Origin of the sequence: Microcoleus sp. MOSTC5 (genome assembly GCF_036701825.1) — a bacterium.
GTDB lineage: Bacteria > Cyanobacteriota > Cyanobacteriia > Cyanobacteriales > Microcoleaceae > Microcoleus > Microcoleus asticus.
The window spans coordinates 30,354-51,364 of record NZ_JAUBRK010000050.1; the positions used below are offsets into that span (position 1 = coordinate 30,354).

Genomic DNA, 21,011 nt, shown 5'->3' on the forward strand with positions numbered 1-21,011 from the left:
TTACAGCTCTCCCAAAATTGCAGTAATGTTGTCTAAATCGTCCTGGCTCCACTGGCTCCACTTAAACTCCGCAAAGTCAGAAGGAGTGCAGCCGCCGGCGTCGGGGGACTGACAGTATTGAATTAGCGATCGCAGCGATTCTATAAAGCCCGTTGCCAAATTTTCAATGCTTTCTCGTCGGTGAATATTTTCGCTGTACGTCCAATCTAATTGCAGCTTGCTTCTGGCAATAAATCCGTTAATTTCCAGCAGGTAACGCCGATTTCCGCGCGGGCTGCGGATGGGGCCACTCGGCTCGGAGGACAGCATCAATAAAGAAGATTTCGACAGCACTTGGTCGAACTGTCCGAGATAGTTAAAGCTTACCTCAGATTGCGGCAATTTGTGCAAATCTTTAGCAATTTCTGGGTTTAAATATCCTAGGACACCGCAGCCAACACCGCGATTTGGCACGGCGCGTAATTGCTCTTTCACTGATTTGAGAACCGCCCCTAGATCGGAAGGTTTTTCTAAATTTAACAGGACGGGGAAAACTGCTGTGAACCAGCCGATTGTGCGCGACAAATCTACTCCTTCAAATAGATCTTCGCGCCCGTGACCTTCTAAGTCCAGTAAAAGTGAGTTATTGCCAGTCCAGCGTTCAAATGTTTGACCTAAAGCAGTTAGCAATACATCATTAATTTGAGTGCGGTAAGCGACAGGTACTTCTTGTAAGAGCAGTTTTGTTTCTTCAACACTCAAAGCAACGGATACTGTCTTTTCAGATGCAACTAAATTGGCTGCGTTTGGGAAATCCACCGGCAAGCGAGAAGTTGGTTGGTGAGAAAGGGCGAACCAGTAATCGAACTCTCGCTGCAATTCGGGCGATCGCGCCCACTCATGCAAGCGTTCTGCCCACTGCTTAAATGAGGTTGTTTTGGGCGGTAGCGCGACTGTTTCGCCGCGGCTAATCTGCCCGTAAGCTGTCTGGAAATCCTCAATTAAAATTCGCCACGAAACCCCATCAACCGCTAAGTGATGAATGGCCAATAACAAGCGATTTGGCTGATGTTTGCCCAAGTCAAATAGGGCAGCGCGAAGTAATGGCCCCTCTGACAAATTCAAACTGGCTTGCAACTGAGTGGCGGCGGTTTGGAAAGCGGCTTCTCGCTCCTCTGAAGGTAGCGACGACAAATCAATGTAGGTAAACGGAGCAACCTCGTCGGGATTGGCGAGCTCCTGCTGCCAGCCAGATTCTCCTCCTGCAAAACGCAGGCGCAGCGCGTCGTGGTGCTTCAGCAATTCTTGCAAAACTGACTCAATTAATGCAGGTTCGAGAGGTTGCCGCAACTCTAAAAGCACCGCCTGATTCCAGTGGTGCGGATCGGAGAGATTTTGTTCAAAAAACCAGTGCTGAATCGGTGTCAGAGGAACTTCGCCAATGATTAATCCCTGTTCCGATTGTTGGGTTCCAACTATATCGGTGACGGCTGCTAACTGTGCAATGGTTTGGTGTTGAAACAGTTGTTTTGGAGTGAGCCGCAACCCCGCTTGATTGGCTTTAGAAATGACTTGAATGCTGAGGATAGAATCGCCGCCCAATTCAAAGAAATTGTCGTCACTTCCCACTTGTTCTAGCCCCAATACTTGCGCCCAAATTTCTGCCAAAATTTTCTCAATAGCCGTGCTTGGCGCGGCGAATGCCTCTTCGAGTTCTGGGCGATCGCGATCCGGTGCGGGAAGCGCCTTGCGATCGACTTTGCCGTTGGGAGTTAGAGGTAGGGATTCCAGCGTTACGAACACAGCAGGCACCATGTATTCTGGCAATTTTTTGTGCAGGTAGTCGCGCAGTTGCGGCACTAACTCTCGGTTCGCTTTTCCTTGCAAGGGATTGTTGGCAAAGGCGTTCAAAGCCTTTCGCGAAAAGCCAGAAGTTTGGGAAAAACTGGGAGCGATCGCCTTATAAAAAATTGCGTCGTAACTGCCATCTGGGCTGCCATTTAACCAGCTAATTTCAACGGAATATTGCAATTCGCGGGCCAATTCTGAAAGCGCTTCTGGATTTATCCCTGATTCCGGATCGAGGCTTTGCAGCACTTCTTTTAACTGACCGGCGGTCTGTGGTGCACTGTCGAGCTTCAGCAGTTCTAAAGCTTTCATTTCTGAGTTCAATCGCGCATTCGGCACGTGCCGAAATCCGAGAGCCTCTGGCTGGGTTTCCTCTAGTAACTGGCCTGCGGATTTGAGCGTTAATTCCTGCTGTTGCCAATCTATCCAACCGTTAATTGTTGGCGGGTATATTTGTCCTGTTTCCTGCCCGACGCGCAAAATTACGTCGTAGCGAAACATGGTAAGTTCGTTGCAGAACTTGCCATTTTTTGGCTGTACTTGGACGCTGCTGATATTCGGGAACTGTCGCTTGAAGCCAGAAAAGAACCCTGGATTAAGAATTAATTCTTGCTCTTGAGCGATGCGCTTTTGCACGCGCTGCAACAGATGAGCGACTGGCAGATCGTCGCTGGCTTGGTGCAATTGTACCGAGAGGTGAAACGCTTTTAACAGCGCTAGATTGCGCACGTCTCCGATGAAAATAGAACCCCCTTTGCGTACAACTTTTGCAGCTTGCGACAAGACGCGCAGGAGATAGTCGGCGCTGGGAAAATACTGCACCACGGAGTTGATAATTACTAAGTCGAAAGATTCCGGCTCGATTCCTTCAAAGTCCTGTGCTTCTTTGTGCAAAAGCTTAACTTGCGGCAAGTTTTGCTCCCCCGAACGCAACTGTTGCTCGATAGAATCGAGCGCGATTTGGGAGAAATCTGCGCCCCAGTATTGCGCGCAGTGCGGCGCAATTCGGAATAGCAGCAAACCCGTGCCACAGCCAATTTCTAATACTCGTTGAGGTTGCAGCGCCAGAATGCGCTCAATGCTTAGGTCGAGCCATTCGCGCATTTCTGTTTCTGAAAGGGGCAAATCCGTGTAGCTGCTATTCCATCCCACAATATTGAAAATGCCATCTCGATCTGAAGGGGTCTGGCGATAGCTGTCGTTAAAGACCGATTGCCAATTAGAAATTCGCTCGGCATCCCATTCGCTGCCAGCAACTGTCTCGTTTGTTCCTTTGAAGTCGGCATTTTGCACTACATAAGCGACTAAGCGCTTGTTGCCCGAACCGTCATCGCGGGCGATCGCCACAGCATCCCGCACGGCGGAGTGCTGTCTCAGGGTTTCCTCAATTTCTCCCAATTCGATGCGATAGCCCCGGATTTTCACTTGGCTATCAATTCGCCCCAGGTATTCGATATTTCCATCTGGCAAATAACGCGCCAAGTCGCCAGTTTTGTAAAGGCGCGCGTCGGGTGAGTTGCTAAAAGGATTTGGAATAAATTTCTGGGCTGTTAATTCGGGACGATTCAGATAGCCTCTGGCCAATCCTTCGCCGCCGATATACAGTTCTCCCGGCACTCCCAGCGGCACGGGATTGAGAGTTCGATCTAATAAATAAATCTGCGTATTCGCGATCGGGCTGCCAATGGGTGGCATTCTCTCGGCACCTTTTTCAATTAAAGCAAAGGTTGAATAGGTGGTATCTTCTGAGGGTCCGTAAAGATTGAAGACTTTCTGAATGTGAGGAAGCTGGTAAAGCTGCTGCGCTAAAGTATTCGGCAGCGGTTCGCCAGCTAAATTGACGGTGCGGACTGTTTCGGGAATGCCTTTGATTCGCAGCAGTTCTGCGATCGCGCTGGGAACGGTATTAATCAGCGTTACTTTTTCTGCTGTTTTTAAAGTGGGCAGGTGCAAGGCATTTTCTGCCAGGATGGCTGTGCCGCCCCAGCTTAGAGGCGCGAATAGCTCGAAAACTGACAAATCAAAGCAAATAGATGTCGAGGCGAGAACTCCTCCCAGTTCTTCGGGCGAAAAGACCTCTTTTCCCCAGTGCAAAAAGGCAACGGCGCTGCGGTGTTCGATCGCAACCCCTTTGGGCCTGCCCGTGGAACCTGACGTATAAATTACATACGCTAACTTAGAGGGGTTTTGCTGATTAAATTTAAAATCAGAAGGTGACTTTTCCGAAAAATTCTGTTCCTCTTCCCACTGATCCAATTCGATGACTTTTGCGCTGCATTCTGGCAGAATTTTTAACAATTTTTGCTGGGTTAGCAGCACCGAAATTTGAGCGTCTTCTAACGTGAAAGCTAAGCGATCGTGCGGGTAGGCTGGATCGAGCGGAACGTAAGCGCCCCCGGCTTTTAAAATGCCTAGAATACCGACAATTGTATCGAGCGATCGCTCGACACAAATTCCCACCAAAACTTCTGGCTTGACGCCAAGGTGTTGCAGGTAATGTGCGAGTTGGTTCGCTCGTTCATTCAGCTCGCGGTAAGTGAGTTTTTGGTCTTCAAATACGACTGCAACCGCATCGGGAGTTCGATCTACCTGCGCTTCAAATAATTGATGAATGCAGCGATCGCGCGGATAATCGACTGGCGCGTCATTCCACTCCCTCAAAAGCTGGTATCGCTCATTTTCAGTCAGCAGCGGCAACTCTTCAATGCACCTGTCAGGATTCGCGGACATTTCTTCCAGAAGCGTCTGAAAATGCCCCGCCATCCTGCCAATGGTAGCCGCATCAAACAAGTCCGTGCTGTATTCAAATAGAGCGCTAATTCCGTCTGGTTTTTCCTCTAAATTGAGTGTCAAATCGAACTTGGACGTCTGATTGTCAACCTCTAAAACTGTTAAAGTCATTCCTGGCAAATGCTGAATGGGGAGGGGTGCATTTTGCAAAACTAAACTAACTTGAAAGAGCGGGTTGTAGCTCAAATCTCGCTGCGGCTGCAACTCTTCCATCAGTTGTTCGAGGGGCAACTCTTGATGAGCGTAAGCTTCTAGCGTCACCTCGCGAATGCGAGCTAACAATTCCCGAAAAGTCGGCGTATCTGACAAGTCAGTTCGCAGCACCAGGGTATTGACAAAAAAACCAATTAACCCCTGAATTTCAGCGCGGTTGCGATTAGCAATGGGAGCGCCGACGACAATATCTGCTTGTCCGGTATAGCGATAAAGCAGCGTTTTGAAAGCTGCTAGCAGCGTCATAAATAGGGTGACATTTTCTTTGCGGCTCAGGCTGTTGAGCGCCTCTGTTAGGGCTTTTGACAGCAAAAATGAGTGTTTCGCGCCCCGATAAGTTTGCACGGGAGGTCGCGGTCTGTCTGTTGGCAATTCTAACAAAGGTGGTGCGCCCTCAAGTTGCTGTTTCCAGTAGGCTAGATCGATACGGGCGCGATCGCCTCCGAGCCATTCCCGCTGCCAAACCGCAAAGTCCGCATACTGTATGGGAAGTTCAGCCAGCGGTGAAGGTTTTCCCGTAGAGAAGGCTTCATAAAGCGCTGCTAATTCTCGCAGCAAAACCCCGATTGACCACCCATCAAATACAATGTGGTGCAGCGTTAGCAGCAATATATATTCCTCGGAATCGAGGTGCAATAAATTTGCTCGCAGCAGCGGCACTTTTGCTAGATTAAAATGCTGGAGAGCTGCTTCTGCTGTCAATTTTTGAACTTCTGCTTCTCGCTTTGCCGGTGGCAGTTCTCGCAAATCTGTAACGGGTAACGCGAAATTCAATGTCGGGTGAATGACTTGTACGGGTTTGCCGTCTACAGTACCGAAAGTCGTCCGCAAAGCTTCGTGACGGCGCACAATTTCCTGAAAACTCCGCTTCAAAGTTTCCACATTTAAACTGCCTTTTAGCAGCACCGCTGCCGGGATATTGTAGAAAGGATTGCCGGGTTCAAATTGGGAGAAAAACCACAGTCTCTGTTGGGAAAAAGAAGTGGGCAAAGCACAGACTTCTTCATCAAAACTATTTCCAAAATCGCGTTCTTCCGTTGAAGATTGTTCCGAAAAATGCACCGTCATGGTATTTATCCGTTGTTAACTAAAAGGCAGAGGCCAGAAGAAAAAACACTGTTAGCGAGAATTATTGCTATTGGCTTAAAGAAGAAAGCTTCCTGCGGTAAGTGGCTCGTGAAACTGGCGCGATCGCCGATTCCTGAAGGGTTGCTTTTTGACTCTTAATCTCAGAAATTTTTTCCGCAATTCCCGACAAAATTTGTACCTCCAACAAATCGCGCAGGCACAGCTCAACTTGGAAATTTTGGCGAATTTTGGTTGCCAATTGCGTTACTAGCAGGGAATTTCCCCCCGATTCAAAAAAGTTGTCGCTAACGCTCACTCGATCGATGCCGAGAATCTCCGACCAAATTCGCGCCAGCATTTCCTCAACGGAGGTGCGCGGTGCCACAAAAATCTTTGCTTCTGGAATTGCGGCATCAGGTTCAGGCAGTGCCTTGCGGTTAACTTTGCCGTTCGCAGAAAGCGGCAGCGCCTGCAGAATTATAAAGGCAGAAGGCACCATATAATCGGGCAGTTTTTCGCTCAGGAATTGGCGCAATTCTTCAACCGCAGGGGCAGCGTTTTGTTGTGGAACGATATATGCTACTAAGCGTTTTTGACTGTGCTTTTCTCCGAATGCGGTGACAATGGATGCTTTGACTGCTGGGTGCTCGTTCAAAGCAGCTTCAATTTCTCCGGCTTCGATGCGGAATCCTCGAATTTTAAGGCGGAAATCTTCTCGTCCTAAAAATTCGATATTGCCATCCGGCAAGTAGCGCCCTAAATCTCCCGTTCGGTACAAGCGATCGCCCGTGACGGGGTGCGTGAGGAAGCTGGCGCGAGTTTTTTCTTCATTCCGCCAGTATCCTTTTGTCAGTCCAACTCCGGCACAGCACATCTCGCCGGCAACCCAGACGGGACAGTCTTCGAGCCTTTCATTCAAAATGTAATAGCGTGTATTGGCGATCGGCGATCCGTAGGGAATGCTTTTCCAAGAAGGGTCAACAGTTTCTACCGGATACCAGATGTTCCAGAGAGTGGTTTCAGTTGGTCCGCCGACACTAACAACGCGACACTCTTTGACGATCGCCCTTAACCTTTCAGGCAGCGTTATCGGTATCCAGTCTCCGCCGAGAAACGCCCAGCGCAAGCACTCTGGCAACACTTCAGAACGTCCGCCAACGTAATCGAGCAGCATTTCCATCATCGGGGGAACCGAGTTCCAAATGGTGACGCGCTCTTTTACCATCAATTCGATCCAGTGAGAGGGGTCTAGCCGTTGTGCGGCATCGGGAATGACGATCGCGCCCCCGACTGCTAGGATGCCGAAGATATCGTAAACCGACATATCGTGGTGCAGTGCGGTGACTGCGAACGCGCGATCGCACTCGGTCACATTAAACACTTGGTTGGTCTGAGCGATCGCATTGACTGCACCTCGGTGCGCGATCGCCACGCCTTTCGGCAAGCCAGTTGAGCCGGAAGTATAAATCACATACGCTAAATCTTCCGGTTCCTGCACCGCCTCTAAAGCTTCGCTGCTTTCGGCAGCCAATTCGTCAGTATCGAGACAAATTCGCCGCACATTTTCCGGCCATTCCAATCGCTGATTTAACTGAGATTGCGTCAAAACAATCTCAACTTCGCCATTTTCCAGCAAATACCACAGCCGCTCTTTTGGTAGCGCCGCATCTACGGGCAAATAAGCTGCCCCGGATGCGAGAATGCCCAGCACAGCGACGATTTGCTCCCACCCTTTTTCCATGACGACGGCAACCAACTGGTTAGGGCGAGCTCCCAGCTTCCGCAATCGGTGAGCGACTTGATTCGATCGCAGATATAGTTCCTCGTAGGTGAGGGTGCGATCGCGCGCGATCATGGCTGCTTGCTGCGATCGCGAGGCTACTTGCTGAGCAAACAACTCGTGCAGCAATACATCGGGAATCGGTGCTTCGATGCCGCTAGCGACGGCTTGCTGCTGCAACTGCGCCGTTCCCTGCCAAGCTGACTCGGAGCTTGCGAGGCGCTGCAACAGGTGGCAGTAGGCATCAAACATATCGTCGATTAGCCCTTGGGGGAAGAGTTCTTCCACCACATCCCAGTTCAAGAATAGAGTGCCGCCAGCTTCGCTGTACTGATTGTCTATCCAAACTTGGGGAGTTTGACCGACGACGTAAACAACATCTCCGATTTCTGCGATCGCGCCCAGTATGGAAGAATCGCTTTGTCCGGGGTTATTCTGCGGATTAGTCGTGAATACCACTGGCATCGGTGCCGCCGATGTTCTTCCCTGCAGTTGCGCCAATTCTCGCAGAAGGCGCACGCCGCTGACGTACTGGTGCTCTAAATCGTGCCAAAGCTGCTGAGTCAGGCGTTTCGCCCGAACTTCAAAACTTTCTCGGCGCGAGTTGTCTACCTCCAGCAAAGTAAACGAGGCAAATTCGCCGATAATGTCGTTGACTTGCGGATGCAGTACAAAGCGATTGAAGCGCGGCACGTTGAGGGTAAACCGAGGGCTTTTGCTCCACAGGCTGAGAACTTCGGCATAAGCAGCCAGCAAAACGCCTGTCGGAGAAAGCGCCGCGCGGGCGGCTCGGGCTTTAAGTTTTTTCCAGGTTTCCGGCTCTAACTGAGCGCTCCAGCGCTTGAAGCGAGGCTGTGTCAGGGAACTCGGATGCTTGGCTAAGGGGAGTTCGGGCGCTGGCGGCAGAGTGGCGAGGCGATTTTTCCAATACTCTAAAGATTGCTGGAAAAATGAGGAATCTTGGAGCGCGATCGCAGTTAAAACGTAGTCGCGGAATGACAGTTGCAAAGGCGCGAGCGCTGCGTTGGGATTGCGGTAAAACGTCACCAAATCTCCGAAGAGAATTTGATAGCTCCAACCGTCAATGCACAAGGCGTCAATGCTGACGTGCAAGCGGATGCGGCGATCGCCCCGAAGCGAGGCGCGAATCTCGAAAAGCGGCCAGCGATCGAGCGGCAACACTTGGTGAGACAGGGATTCGCGAATTGCTTCGAGTTGGGAATTCACCGCCTCAGGGCTTTGTCCGCGCAAATCTAATACTGGAATTGCATAAGCTGGCACTGTTTCTAAAATTTGCTGTTGCCCGTCTGGATGGACGATCGCGCGCAGCATATCGTGGCGTTCCACCACTCGCTGCCACGCGAGGCTAAACCGCTCTAAATCTATATCGTCGCCTTCAATTTCTACATAGCCGTGAATGGCGACATTTCCCATTTCAAAAAAGCTATTTCTCCCGATCCAGTAAGCCTGCTGCATTTCATTGAGCGGAAAGGGTTCGCAGCGATTTTGAGGATCGGGGACGATTGCAGGCAGTTGCGCAATGGGGCGAGATTCGATCGCCTGCTGCGCTTTAGCGATGGCGATCGCCTCTGCCAAACTTTCCACCGTCGGGGATTGAAACAAACTGCGTAGTGGCAACTCTACCTGAAACGTTTCTCGCACTTTAGCGATTAGTTGCGTTGCCAGCAGGGAATGCCCTCCCAACTCGAAGAAATTATCGCGAATTCCTATTTGTTTGACGCCGAGTACATTACTCCAAATTTCAGCGAGTAACTGTTCTTCCGGAGTGCGAGGTGCAAAAGCGGCGTTTAATGGGAAGTTTTCTGTATCGGGCGCTCTCAGCGCTTTGCGGTCTACTTTTCCATTCGGCGTCAGCGGCAGCGCCTCTAGCAGCACAAAAGCCGAAGGCAGCATATATTCCGGCAGCTTCTCCTTCAGGAAAGAACGCAGTTCACTTGCTGCGATCGCGCCCTCTTGGCCGAACGCTGCATAAGCCACTAAACATTTATTTCCTACTAGTTCATCTTCTCGAACCGCAACCACAGCTTGTCGCACGTTCGGGTGCTGGCTTAATGCCACCTCAATCTCGCCGATTTCGATGCGGAAGCCCCGCACCTTTATTTGATTGTCCGAGCGGCCGAGAAATTCAATATTGCCGTCCGCTAAATAGCAAGCGCGATCGCCCGTTTTGTAAAGCCGCGCATCTGGCTCGCCGCTAAATGGATTAGGAATAAAGGCTCGTGCAGTTAATTCTGGTCGGTTAAAATACCCCCGCGCTAACCCGTCGCCAGCAATATACAATTCTCCAGGTACGCCAATCGGCACTGGCTGCAATTGCGAATCCAGAATATAAACTTGCGTGTTACTGATAGGGCGCCCGATGGCAACCGACTTGACAATTTGACTGGCATCGGTTATCGAATAGCAGCAGGTGAATGTTGTATTTTCCGTGGGGCCATAGCCATTAATAAGCCTGCACCCTTTGGCTTCTTTCAACAGTTTCAAGACGTGGGAAACTGATAAAATATCGCCCCCTGCTAGCAGTTGTTGCACCTGCTTTAAATCCTCTAGCTGTTCGTCTACCATCAGGTGAAATAATCCAGCAGTCAGCCACAGCGTTGTTATTTGATTTTGCCGAATTGCCCGTCCCAATTCTTGCAAAGAGGGGGTATGGGCAGGCATGACAACTAATCGCGCCCCGTTCAAAAGGCTGCCCCAAATCTCAAAAGTTGCAGCATCAAAGGAAATGGGAGCGAGTTGCAGGAAGACTTCTTCCGCGCTCAGATTGGCATAATTACTTCCTTTGACTAACCGCAGGACGCCGCGCTGCGTGACGCTTGCACCTTTCGGCTTTCCAGTCGATCCGGAGGTGTACATTACATAAGCCAGATTGCTAGAAGTCACTAACGGCGCTGGGTTTTCTTCACCGTGCTGCGCGATAATTTCCCAATCTGAATCTAAGCAAATAAGATGCGCCTGATGTGCGGGAAGAGACTCGGCTAAATGTGTTTGAGTCAGCAGCACGGGAACTTGAGTTTCTTCTAACATGAAGCTCAAGCGCTCTTTGGGATAAGTCGGATCGAGCGGTACATAAGCGCCGCCCGCTTTGAGAATGCCGAGCAAACCGACAATCGCGTCTAGCGATCGCTCCGTACAAATTCCCACCAAAACTTCTGGTTTTACGCCGAGTTGTTGTAGGTAGTGCGCGAGTTGATTCGCTTTTTGGTTTAACTCTTTATAAGTCAGTTGTTGGTTTTCAAACACCACCGCAACGGCATCCGGCGTTTGCTCTACCTGCGCTTCAAATAACTGGTGAATGGTGGAATTTTTCGGATAATCGACTTGCGTCTTATTCCACTCCACCAACAGTTGATGCCGATCGCGCTCGCTCAACAATGGCAACTCTGAAATGCGCCGATCGGCATTAGCGATAATTCCTTCGAGCAAAATCTGAAAATGCCCGTGCATCCGCGCGATCGTGCTGGGTTGAAACAGGCTGGTGCTGTACTCCCACGTTGCCGTCAACCCCCGCTCAGTTTCTTCCAAAAATAGCATCAAGTCGAAATTAGCGGTTCCGGTATCAATTTCATGGGAATTTAAGGTCAGCCCTGGCAATTCTAGAGTCTGCGTCAAGCCGTTTTGCAAGGCAAACCCCACTTGAAACAGCGGCGAGTAGCTCAAATCTCGCTCTGGCTGCAACTCCTCGACCAGCTTCTCAATCGGTACATCTTGATGCGCGTAAGCGCCTGATGCCACTTCTCGCACGCTCCTTAGCAACTCTCGAAAAGTCGGATTTCCATTTAAGTCAGACCGCAGCACTAAAGTATTGACAAAAAATCCAATTAATGCTTCAATCTCGCTGCGATTGCGGTTGGCGATCGGAGAGCCAACTAAAATATCTGTCTGCCCCGTATAGCGGTAAAGCAGCGTCTTGAAGGCTGCCAGCAACGTCATAAATAGGGTGGCTTTTTCTTGCTGGCCCAATTGGACCAGCGCCAAGCTCAAATCTTTGGGCAACTCCCAAGTTTGTCTCGCACCCTGGAACGTTTGAACGGCGGGGCGAGGAAAGTCGGTTGGTAAATTTAGAATCGGCAAGCTGCCGCTTAACTGCTGCTTCCAGTAACCCAGTTGCGTCTCTAATATTTCTCCTTGCAACTGCTGGCGCTGCCATGCGGCAAAGTCGGCGTATTGAATTGGCAGTGGGGAAAGCAAGGGTAAACGATCGCTAGAAAAAGCTTGATAAAATTCTGCCAACTCCTGGAGAAATACGCCCAGGGACCAACCATCAAAAACAATATGATGCACGGTTAGAAGTAAGACGTGCTCTGTTTCGTCGAGGCGCAGCAGTTTGGCGCGCAGCAAAGAGCTTTGCCCCAAGTCAAAGGGATCTCGCGCTTCTTGGGCCGACAGTTTTTGCACCTCGGCCTGGCGATCGTCTGGGGAGCGATCGCTCAAATCTATCAGCGGCAGCGTCCAATCGCCCGCAGCAGCAGCGACAACCTGTATCGGTTGCCCTTCCACAGCGGCAAACGCAGTTCTCAAAACCTCGTGCCGCTCGATAATTTTCTCAATACTTTGCCTGAGTGCTTCTGCATTAAGTTGCCCCGTCACCCGAACCGCACCGCAGAGGTTGTAGAAGGGGTTTCCCGGTTCCAATTGGTCGAAGAACCACAAGCGCTCTTGGGCAAAAGACAGGGGAAGATGGCGCGAGCGAGAAACTGGCCCAATGACGGCTGCTTTGGTATTTCCTGTCAGTTGCTCTAGAATTTGCACTGCCAGTCGAGCAATGCTCCTATCCTCAAACAAATCTGCAACCGATACAGTAACGCCCAAGTCACTCTCTATTTGATTTTTTAACTCAAAAATTCTTAAAGAATCTAGTCCAAAGCTACTGAGCGGTCGATCGATAATATTTTGTGTTTTCCTGCTGGCACTAAAGTGGATTGAAGATTCCTCTTCCGTCGCCTTTAGCCGACTTTGGCTATTAGCAGGGGAATTCATTCCCCGGCGGTTTACCTGCTGCCAAAGGTAAGCCTCAAGTAGTGACTGCCGTTCTTCTAACTCTGCTGCCAGCAGAATTTCTCGGGTGAGGCGATTCTCTATTTCAACAAAATCAGCTAACTCTAAAACGCTAATGGCGACAGCTTCCAAATTGCCATCTAGAAACTCGGCATAGGCGGCGCGACGTTGAATTTTACCGCTGGTCGTTTTCGGAATGCTTCCCGGCTTAATCAGCACTACTCCATAAACTTGCACTTCATATTCTTGAGCAATGCTGGAGCGGATGGCGCTGATAATTTCCTCGGTATTATCCGGCGCTTTGCGAGATTGTAATTCTTGCACGATAACGAGCTGTTCTTCGCCTGCGACTTCCACCGAGAATGCCGCGATCGCCCCCTGCCGCAAACTGGGATGGCTGCGCTCTGCTGTTCTTTCTATATCTTGGGGGTAAAGATTGCGACCTCGGATGATAATCAAATCTTTGAGTCGCCCTGTAATAAACAGTTCTCGATCGCGTAAAAAGCCTAAATCTCCAGTTCGCAAAAAAGGCCCTTCGCTGGTATCTGAAAGATATGCTTGAAAGGTTTTTTCTGTCTCTTCTGGGCGATTCCAATAGCCTCGCGCAACTGTTTCGCCAGCTACCCAAATTTCTCCGACTTCCTGCGGCTGGCATTGCGTCAGAGATTCGGGATTGACGATCGCAACTTTAGTGCCAAATTCAGGGAAACCGCAGCCGACTAAAGTTCTCGCGCCACGATCGCCTTCCAAAACTTCTACAATCTGATTATTTTCCAGCGCCCCAGCGTCAACAGGTAAGAAAGTTGGTGTTGTCCCGCTGCGAACCGTGGCAATTTTTAGCGTGGTTTCAGCCATTCCGTAAGCAGGACAAAAGGCATCCGCCTGAAAACCGCAGGGCTCAAAAGCTTTGGTAAATCTTTCTAGGGTTTCTTTGTGAATGGGTTCTGCGCCGTTATAGGCCACGCGCCAACTACTCAAGTCGAGCATTTTTTGGCGATCGCCCAAGATTTTGCTTATTTTGCTAGCGCACAAGTCGTAAGCAAAATTTGGCCCGCCGCTGTGGGTAGCTTTGTAGCGCGAAATCGCTTCCAACCAGCACATCGGGTTCTGAATAAACGCCGCTGGCGGCATGAAGTAAGAGGGAATTCCCAGATACAAAGGTTTGAGCAATCCGTCAATTAACCCCATGTCGTGAAAGGGTGGGAGCCACGTTACCGCAACGCTCTCGGAATCGTGGTCAAAGCCTCGGTGAATGTATTCGATGTTGTACAAAACGTTGGCGTGGCTCACCATTACGCCTTTGGGGGTGGAGGTTGAGCCGGAAGTGTACTGAAGATAAGCCACTTCGTCGGGATGGATGGATGGCTGCTGCCACTTTTCGCCGTCATCGGAAAGCTCCTCTGCACTCAGCCAACGCATCGCTTTGAGTTCCGGCGCTTGCTCGCATAGCTGCTCTAAATTTTCCAGGTGTCGCGCGGGAGCGATCGCAACTGTTGCTCCTGCATCTAGGGCGATCGCGCTAATTTTCGCTAAATTCCGCTTCAGCTTCGGCGGATAGAGGGGAACGGCAATAACTTTGGCGTACAAGCATCCAAAAAAGGCGGCGAGATAGTCCAATCCTGGCGGGAAAAGCAGTAAGGCTCGTTCGCCAGTGAACCCCAATGTCTGAAGTCGCACTGCGTGCGATCGGGCGATCGCATCTAACTCTCGATAAGTCAAACTGGCGGTTTCAGTTTTTCCGTCTAACAGAAAAGTATATTTCTGATCTGGTTGGTGTAACGCTCTGTTTTGTAGGAGTTCTACTAAATTTGTACAACTTTCGGTGAGTTGGTTTCCCTTAATGCTTGCGTCACTCATCGATTCTTTTTACCTAATAAATCTTGTTTGCAGTACGCCAACCAGTTCCGCCAAATTCTTTCCACATAGACTTTCTGTGAACAGTTGTCGGCGTTACGAGTCTCCCATCAGCGCGTTTGAGTCTTCAATTCGTGTATTAGCGTTTGTTTTCACGTTTTGTTGTCGATCGCGCTGTTCGGCAATTGCTCCGGGGCGATTTCAGTCCGAGCCAGCTTCGATATCAGCTTCAGGGGCTTCACGGCTATCGACTTTAAGTATACTAGGCTAGATGATATTTATTGTCAAGAGTCGTTGGCAAGTTTGTTGACTCCTATGGTTTTGTATATGACAATCTTTTCTAACTATTGCCATAGCATTTTAGGCGATCGTTTGTCTAGCCCTGACAAGCAATCATAATAGGCAAGTGGTGCCAACCAGAGAGAGGGGTCAGACCCCCTATATAAAAATGAAATTAGTTTTCATTAGTTAACTCTTGACAGATGTAAGTGCTCTGTTATCTAATTAAGTCACTTTCTCATTAAGCGTCCAGCGACTACTTCCTTTAACTGAGCAAGGTGCCAACCGTGGTCGATCGTCCAGAGCGCCACCGGACTGAGGAGTTCGCCCTTATGCGCCTCCTGCATTCCCAGACAAAGGCCGCTAGCGACGGGAGAATCGGCTCGAACTGCGCCCGACAACGAGGTCGTATTTTCCGCAGGTCAGTTTTAGGAGCCAGAGAAGAGCAGCCATGCTCTGACATTGTGTTGTGCAAACAACGCCAACAACATATCCGAAGTTCTATCAATTGTTGATTCAAGAGTAATGAATAGATCGCAGAAATTATTAAGTAGCCTTGGGCTGGCAGGAGTCGTGTCGGCGGTAGTCGCTCAGTCGGCGTGCGCTTCCAACATCGCGCAGGTGACGGCAGTTCGCCTCAACCCCACGTCAGAAGGCATTGAAATCATCCTAGACACTGAAGATGGAAGACCCCTGCAAGTCTTCAGTACCAGCTTTGGCGAAACTTTACAAGCTGATGTCATCACCGCTCAACTGCGACTGCCGGGGGGAAATGAGTTTCGTCAAGACAAGCCGGCTGCGGGAATTGCTTCTGTCACCGTTACTCGTTTAGATAACAACAGCATCCGAATCAAAGTCATTGGCGAGAGGGGTCAACCAGTAGCACGGGTGATTCCTGGTGCTGCGGGTCTGATTCTCAGCTTAAAACCCACCTCGGAGATGACTGCTCGCCCGCCTGCACCGGCTCCTGCAACACAGCGGCCGGGGACACCCGGAGAACCCTTGCCACCGACAGGGCAGCCGGTAGAGATACCCGCAGAACCCTTGCCACCGACAGCGCAGCCACCAGGAACGCCCGGAGAACCCTTACCGCCGACAGCGCAGCCACCAGGAACGCCCGGAGAGCCCTTACCGCCGACAGCGCAGCCACCAGGGACACCCGGAGAACCCTTGCCGCCGACAGCGCAGCCACCAGGGACACCCGGAGAACCCTTGCCGCCGACAGCGCAGCCACCAGGGACGGCACCCCGGCCACCCGCTATAACGCCACAGGTGGGGAGAGACCCGATTGAAATCGTCGTCACTGCAACACGAACCGCAGAAATAGTGACAAACGTGCCGCGCTCTATAACGGTGATAGACTCAGAAGAAATTCAGCAGCAGGCAGGGCCATCGAGAAATATCGGGGAAGCTCTGGCAAATGAGGTTCCCGGTTTTGCGCCCCCGACTCAAAGTACGGCAACTTACGGACAAACTTTGCGGGGTCGCGACGTTTCCGTTCTGATTGACGGCGTGCCACAAACCACTAATCTTCAATCTTTTGGCAGATTTTTTAGAAACATCGATCCCAGCGCGGTCGAACGCATTGAAGTAGTGCGGGGGTCTACGGCAATCTACGGCGCTCAGGCTACAGGTGGCGTGGTTAATATTATTAGTCGCCGGCCAACTGAGGAAAGGCTAACTGCTATTACTGAAGTGGGCGTCAGTAGCGCTTTAACAAACACAGAAGATGCTCTAGGCTTTAACGCTCAGCAAACTATTTCTGGCCGATCGGGCAATTTCGATTTCACCGGCACTGTCTCGCTCTCTAGAACTGGGGCTTTTTATGATGCCCAAGGCGATCGCATTCCCTTTTTTGAACTCGGCGGAGATAGCAGCACCCTCTTCAACGTCCTGGGCAAAGTCGGGGTAGATTTGAGCAGCCAACAGCGGCTGCAACTAACTGTCAATCACTATCGGGAAACCCAAGATCCCAATGTGATCTCAGACTTTAGCGTTGACGATCGGGAAGGACGGCAAAAAGCCCGCGCCATCCGAACCGGAAATTTAGATATCGACGGGGAAACACCGGGAAATAAAAGTACACAGCTCAACCTAACTTACACCAACCAAAACCTTTTTGGCAGCAGCCTTCAAAGTCAAATCTACTATCGAACGAATTCCAATGTAGGCGTTCCTTCAGATTTCCGCACGTCCGAGTTCTATGGTCCGTTTGTCGGCGTTGCTAGTTCGCGAGCCGAGAGCGAACAGATAGGAGGTAGACTGGCGATCACTACTCCTTTGTCCCGTGCCGAAAATCTTCGATTAACTTGGGGTTCTGACTATGTTACTGAAGATAGCAGACAGCGTTTCGACTTGTACGACACGGAGAGATTTGACGCAACTGGTAGTCGGGTTTACCGGAAAATTTCCGAGCGTCCTTTCGTTCCTCCTTACACTTACAACAGCCTTGGCCTTTTCGGTCAATTGGAATGGAATATTGACGATATCGTCATTCTAAGTGGCGGGATACGTCACGAACGCATCGGGTTAGATGTCAATGATTATACCACTTTTAACGATCGCCGGATTGAAGGAGGAGAGCGCAAATTTAACGCCACCCTGTTTAATACAGGGGCTGTGTATAAAATTACTGACAACTTCAACATATTTGGCAACTTTTCTCAAGGTTTCTCAGTTCCAGATTTCGGCCGCATCCTCCGCGAACCCCCCGACAATTTTGTCGGAATTGAATCTTCGTTAGAAGTAACTGAACCGCAAAAAGTCAACAACTACGAAATTGGCATTCGAGGAGGGTGGCAATCCGTGCAAATGTCGCTTGCCGCTTTTTACAATACCTCCGATTTAGGAGTGAGTTTTCAACCAGTTACCAACACAGGCCGCCTGGAACTAATCCGCGCCCCAGAACGCATTTACGGCTTAGAAGGGACTGTGGATTGGCAACCTGGACGAGCATGGTCGCTCGGCGGTACTGCTACTTATATTCAAGGCGAATATGACGACGACAATGGCCGTTCCCTCGCCCTCGATAGCGCCCGAATTCCACCGCTCAAGCTAACAGCTTATCTCGAAAACGAAACTTTGCAGGGATGGAACAATCGGTTACAGTTATTATATTCTGGAAATCGCGATCGGGCCTTCAAAGACGGGTCGGATGGTGGCCCAATTAGCAGCTATCTCACACTGGATTACATCAGTACAATTCAACTGGGAAAAGGGCTGCTACAAGTCAAAGTCGAGAATTTATTGAATAATCAATATTTTCCGGTCCTCTCCCAATACATAGCTGGATTTGGCTCGGACAGCTCTAATTATCCAGGCAGAGGTTTGACTCTCAGTGTTAATTACCGCCTTAACTGGTAATTATTTATCGGCTGGGGATTTCATGCTGATGAAAAAGTTGGGACTTGCGAGGAAAGCGCTGGCCGCCTAACTGTCGCTATCAGGTGTTTTTCTGGTAATGATAACAAGGGTGGCTCTCCCTCTGAGAAACCCTTGTTGCTAGTTACAAATCTACCCCCAAGCTTCGGGGTAACTCTAAAAGCCCTCCGCAAATTTGGGAAGAATACTCTAAAATCCCCAGAAATCTGCGGGGTTGGGGGCGTCTAATTATAACTAGCAACTTGGGTTAGATAATGAGAACAGTTAACGGCTTTGAGAAAAATTTCGAGATGAATTTCCGAAAACTCGCATTCAAACTGCACTTGTATTTGGGGTTGGTGGTAGGAATATTTCTAGCAGGAATTGCTTTAACCGGCAGCTTGCTGGTTTTCGGTCCCGAAATCGAGCGGTTCTTCAATCCCCAACTTCTGCAAGTAATTCCTCAAGCCGAACGGATACCGCTGGAAAATGTCCTGCAAATTGTCGAAAAAGCTTATCCGCAAAATCAAGCTCTTAGTATCTTGCTGCCGCGAGCGGCGAGGGAAGTTTGTCAAGTTTCGATGCTTTCAAAGAGTGAGGAAATAGTTAGTGTTTATGTCAATCCTTACAGCGGAGAAATTAATGGTGCGCGCCTTTGGAAAGAAAGTTTTACAGGTTTTATTTTTACGTTACACGCGGAATTAGCTGGAGGAGAATTAGGTCATCTTGTTGTCGGTATTTGCGGTATAGTAATGCTAGGACTAACTTTTACGGGCTTGGTATTGTGGAGGGGTTGGCGCAATTTGGCTCGCGGATTTTCTATTAATTGGAAAGCTCACTGGCAGCGGACTGTATTTGATTTACATAACGTTTCTGGCATTGTATCGGTCGCTTTTCTCATACTCATCTCCGCTACAGGGACAGCGATAATTTTTTACGCGCCGGTTGAATCGACTCTGTATTGGCTAACGAATGAAAAGCCACAACCAGCATTGACTTCTCATCGCCACTCTAGCAGTTCGAGGCAAAACCTCGATAAAATATTACACCAAGTTAATACCGTTTGGACGGAAGCTAAAACCACTTTTATTTCTCTGCCTTTGACACCTGAAGCAACTTTTCAAGTACGGAAAAAATTTCCCAATGACCCGCACCCAAACGGGGTTAGCACCATTTATCTCGACCAATACAGTGGCGAAATATTGCAGGCTGACAATGTAAATTCAGCTTCTGTAGCAAATCGAATTCTCAACTCGCTTTATCCGCTACATATTGGCAGTTATGGCGGAATTTACTTGCGGCTGGCCCACACGATCGCAGGATTAGCAGCGATCGTACTGTTTGTTACGGGTGTAATGATGTGGCGGCAGCGGCATTTGGCGCAATTTTACCGCAAGGAGGCGAGACAGCAATATGAAGAATTATCTCCCCTTAGCCAGCAATGGCCTTGGTTTTAATGAGAGCGGCGTGCGATTTTATGCGGGTGTCATTCTCCTGCCTAAAAACCCCGACCCTATGAATTTTAAATCCTATTAATCGCGTATTTCATGCAAAAATTTATTCAACTCTGGCTCGGACAAACTGCTTCGATGATTGGCAGCGCTATGTCCGGGTTTGCGCTGACTATTTGGATTTGGGAGTCCACCCATCAAGCGACAGCTTTGGCTTTATTGATGTTTTTTACTCAATTGCCGCGCATCTTGCTCGCTCCGGTTGCTGGCATTCTCGTCGATCGCTGGAATCGAAAATTTTTGATGGCGATCGGTGATGCGGTTGCAGCTCTGTTAACGCTCGCGATCCTATTACTTTATATCAGCCAAAACCTGCAACTATGGCATTTATATGTAGCGGCTGCGATTAACGGAATTTTTGACCAAATTCAGCAGTTAGCTTACTCAGCAGCCATCGCCACAATGATGCCAGAAAAGCATTACAGCCGCGCTAGCAGTTTAAGTTTTTTGGCAACTTACGGCGCGAGTATTATTGCCCCGACGCTGGCGGGGATTCTCTATTCTGCGATTGGGTTGAGCGGGATTTTTACGATCGACCTGGCAACTTTTACAATCGCGATCGCCACCCTAGTATCTGTCAAAATACCCCAGCCCGCGATCGCCTCCAATCGCCAGCCGACTCGCTTTCACCTATTGCAAGAACTCAGCTTCGGATTCCGCTACATCGTCGAGCGTCCCAGCCTGCTTGCCTTGCTGGTGTCCGTTTCGTTATTCTGGTTCGCTCACGACCTCGGCGGAGCCCTCTACTCACCGATGATTCTGGCACGCACCGGCAACAATGCCAGAATCCTAGGTACTATCCTTTCAGCCGCCGGCGCCGGGGGCGTTTTAGGAGCATCGATCGTCAGTATTTGGGGCGGTCCCAAACGCCGAATCCGAGGCTTTCTGCTCGGCATGGCAGGCGCGGGCTTGAGTAAAATAGTCTTTGCTTTCGGTCAGGCGCTTTCCATCTGGATTCCCGCTCAATTTTGTTCGTCTTTCAATTTCCCCATCCTCGGCAGTTCCAACGAGGCGATGTGGTTGGCGAAAGTCCCGCCAGAATTACAGGGGCGCGTTTTTGCTACCAGAGCAGTTATCGTGCAATTGGCGTCAGCGATCGGTTTATTGATCGCAGGGCCACTTGCCGATCGCGTCTTTGAACCCGCTATGCAACCGGGAGGTTTTTTAGCAGCTATTTTTGGCGGAATTATCGGGACAGGTGCCGGTGCTGGCATGGCTTTGTTATACGCTATCTGCGCGCTGGGCTTATTGCTCGTTGCAGTCGGTGGGTATGCTTGCCGACTGCTGCGCGATGCCTAAAGGGAAAACGG

At 50.0% G+C, this 21,011-nt stretch carries 6 protein-coding genes; 3 read left to right on the forward strand and 3 right to left on the reverse strand.

The window, feature by feature from the left end; translation table 11 throughout:
- From QUA54_RS24295 to QUA54_RS24305, 3 genes are all read right to left on the reverse strand, one after another.
- Entirely contained in the window at positions 1–5,898 is a 5,898-nt protein-coding gene (locus QUA54_RS24295; protein WP_333416648.1) for an amino acid adenylation domain-containing protein, read from the reverse strand.
- Between the two features lie 67 nt (positions 5,899–5,965).
- Positions 5,966–14,554, reverse strand: coding sequence for an amino acid adenylation domain-containing protein (locus QUA54_RS24300; protein WP_333416649.1), 8,589 nt, complete (start codon positions 14,552–14,554; stop codon positions 5,966–5,968).
- Between the two features lie 506 nt (positions 14,555–15,060).
- Positions 15,061–15,231, reverse strand: a complete 171-nt coding sequence (locus QUA54_RS24305; RefSeq protein ID WP_333416650.1) for a hypothetical protein — start codon at positions 15,229–15,231, stop codon at positions 15,061–15,063.
- A gap of 124 nt (positions 15,232–15,355) precedes the next feature.
- On the opposite strand from QUA54_RS24305, the gene QUA54_RS24310 reads away from it, so the two are divergent.
- From QUA54_RS24310 to QUA54_RS24320, 3 genes are all read left to right on the forward strand, one after another.
- Complete coding sequence (locus QUA54_RS24310; RefSeq protein ID WP_333416651.1) at positions 15,356–18,193, forward strand: TonB-dependent receptor domain-containing protein; 2,838 nt, start codon at positions 15,356–15,358, stop codon at positions 18,191–18,193.
- Positions 18,194–18,465: 272 nt separating this feature from the next.
- On the forward strand, positions 18,466–19,647 hold the full coding sequence (locus QUA54_RS24315) for a PepSY-associated TM helix domain-containing protein (RefSeq protein WP_333416652.1): 1,182 nt from the start codon (positions 18,466–18,468) through the stop codon (positions 19,645–19,647).
- A gap of 90 nt (positions 19,648–19,737) precedes the next feature.
- Positions 19,738–21,000: an MFS transporter gene (locus tag QUA54_RS24320; RefSeq protein WP_333416653.1), complete on the forward strand. Its 1,263-nt coding sequence runs from the start codon at positions 19,738–19,740 to the stop codon at positions 20,998–21,000.
- The last annotated feature ends 11 nt before the right edge of the window (positions 21,001–21,011 follow it).

Excerpts from the sequence above, each read along its gene's own strand:
- QUA54_RS24295 (WP_333416648.1), bottom strand. The coding sequence starts at position 5,898 with ATGACGGTGCATTTTTCGGAACAATCTTCAACGGAAGAACGCGATTTT.
- QUA54_RS24300 (WP_333416649.1), bottom strand. The coding sequence starts at position 14,554 with ATGAGTGACGCAAGCATTAAGGGAAACCAACTCACCGAAAGTTGTACA.
- QUA54_RS24310 (WP_333416651.1), top strand. The coding sequence starts at position 15,356 with ATGAATAGATCGCAGAAATTATTAAGTAGCCTTGGGCTGGCAGGAGTC.
- QUA54_RS24315 (WP_333416652.1), top strand. The coding sequence starts at position 18,466 with ATGAGAACAGTTAACGGCTTTGAGAAAAATTTCGAGATGAATTTCCGA.
- QUA54_RS24320 (WP_333416653.1), top strand. The coding sequence starts at position 19,738 with ATGCAAAAATTTATTCAACTCTGGCTCGGACAAACTGCTTCGATGATT.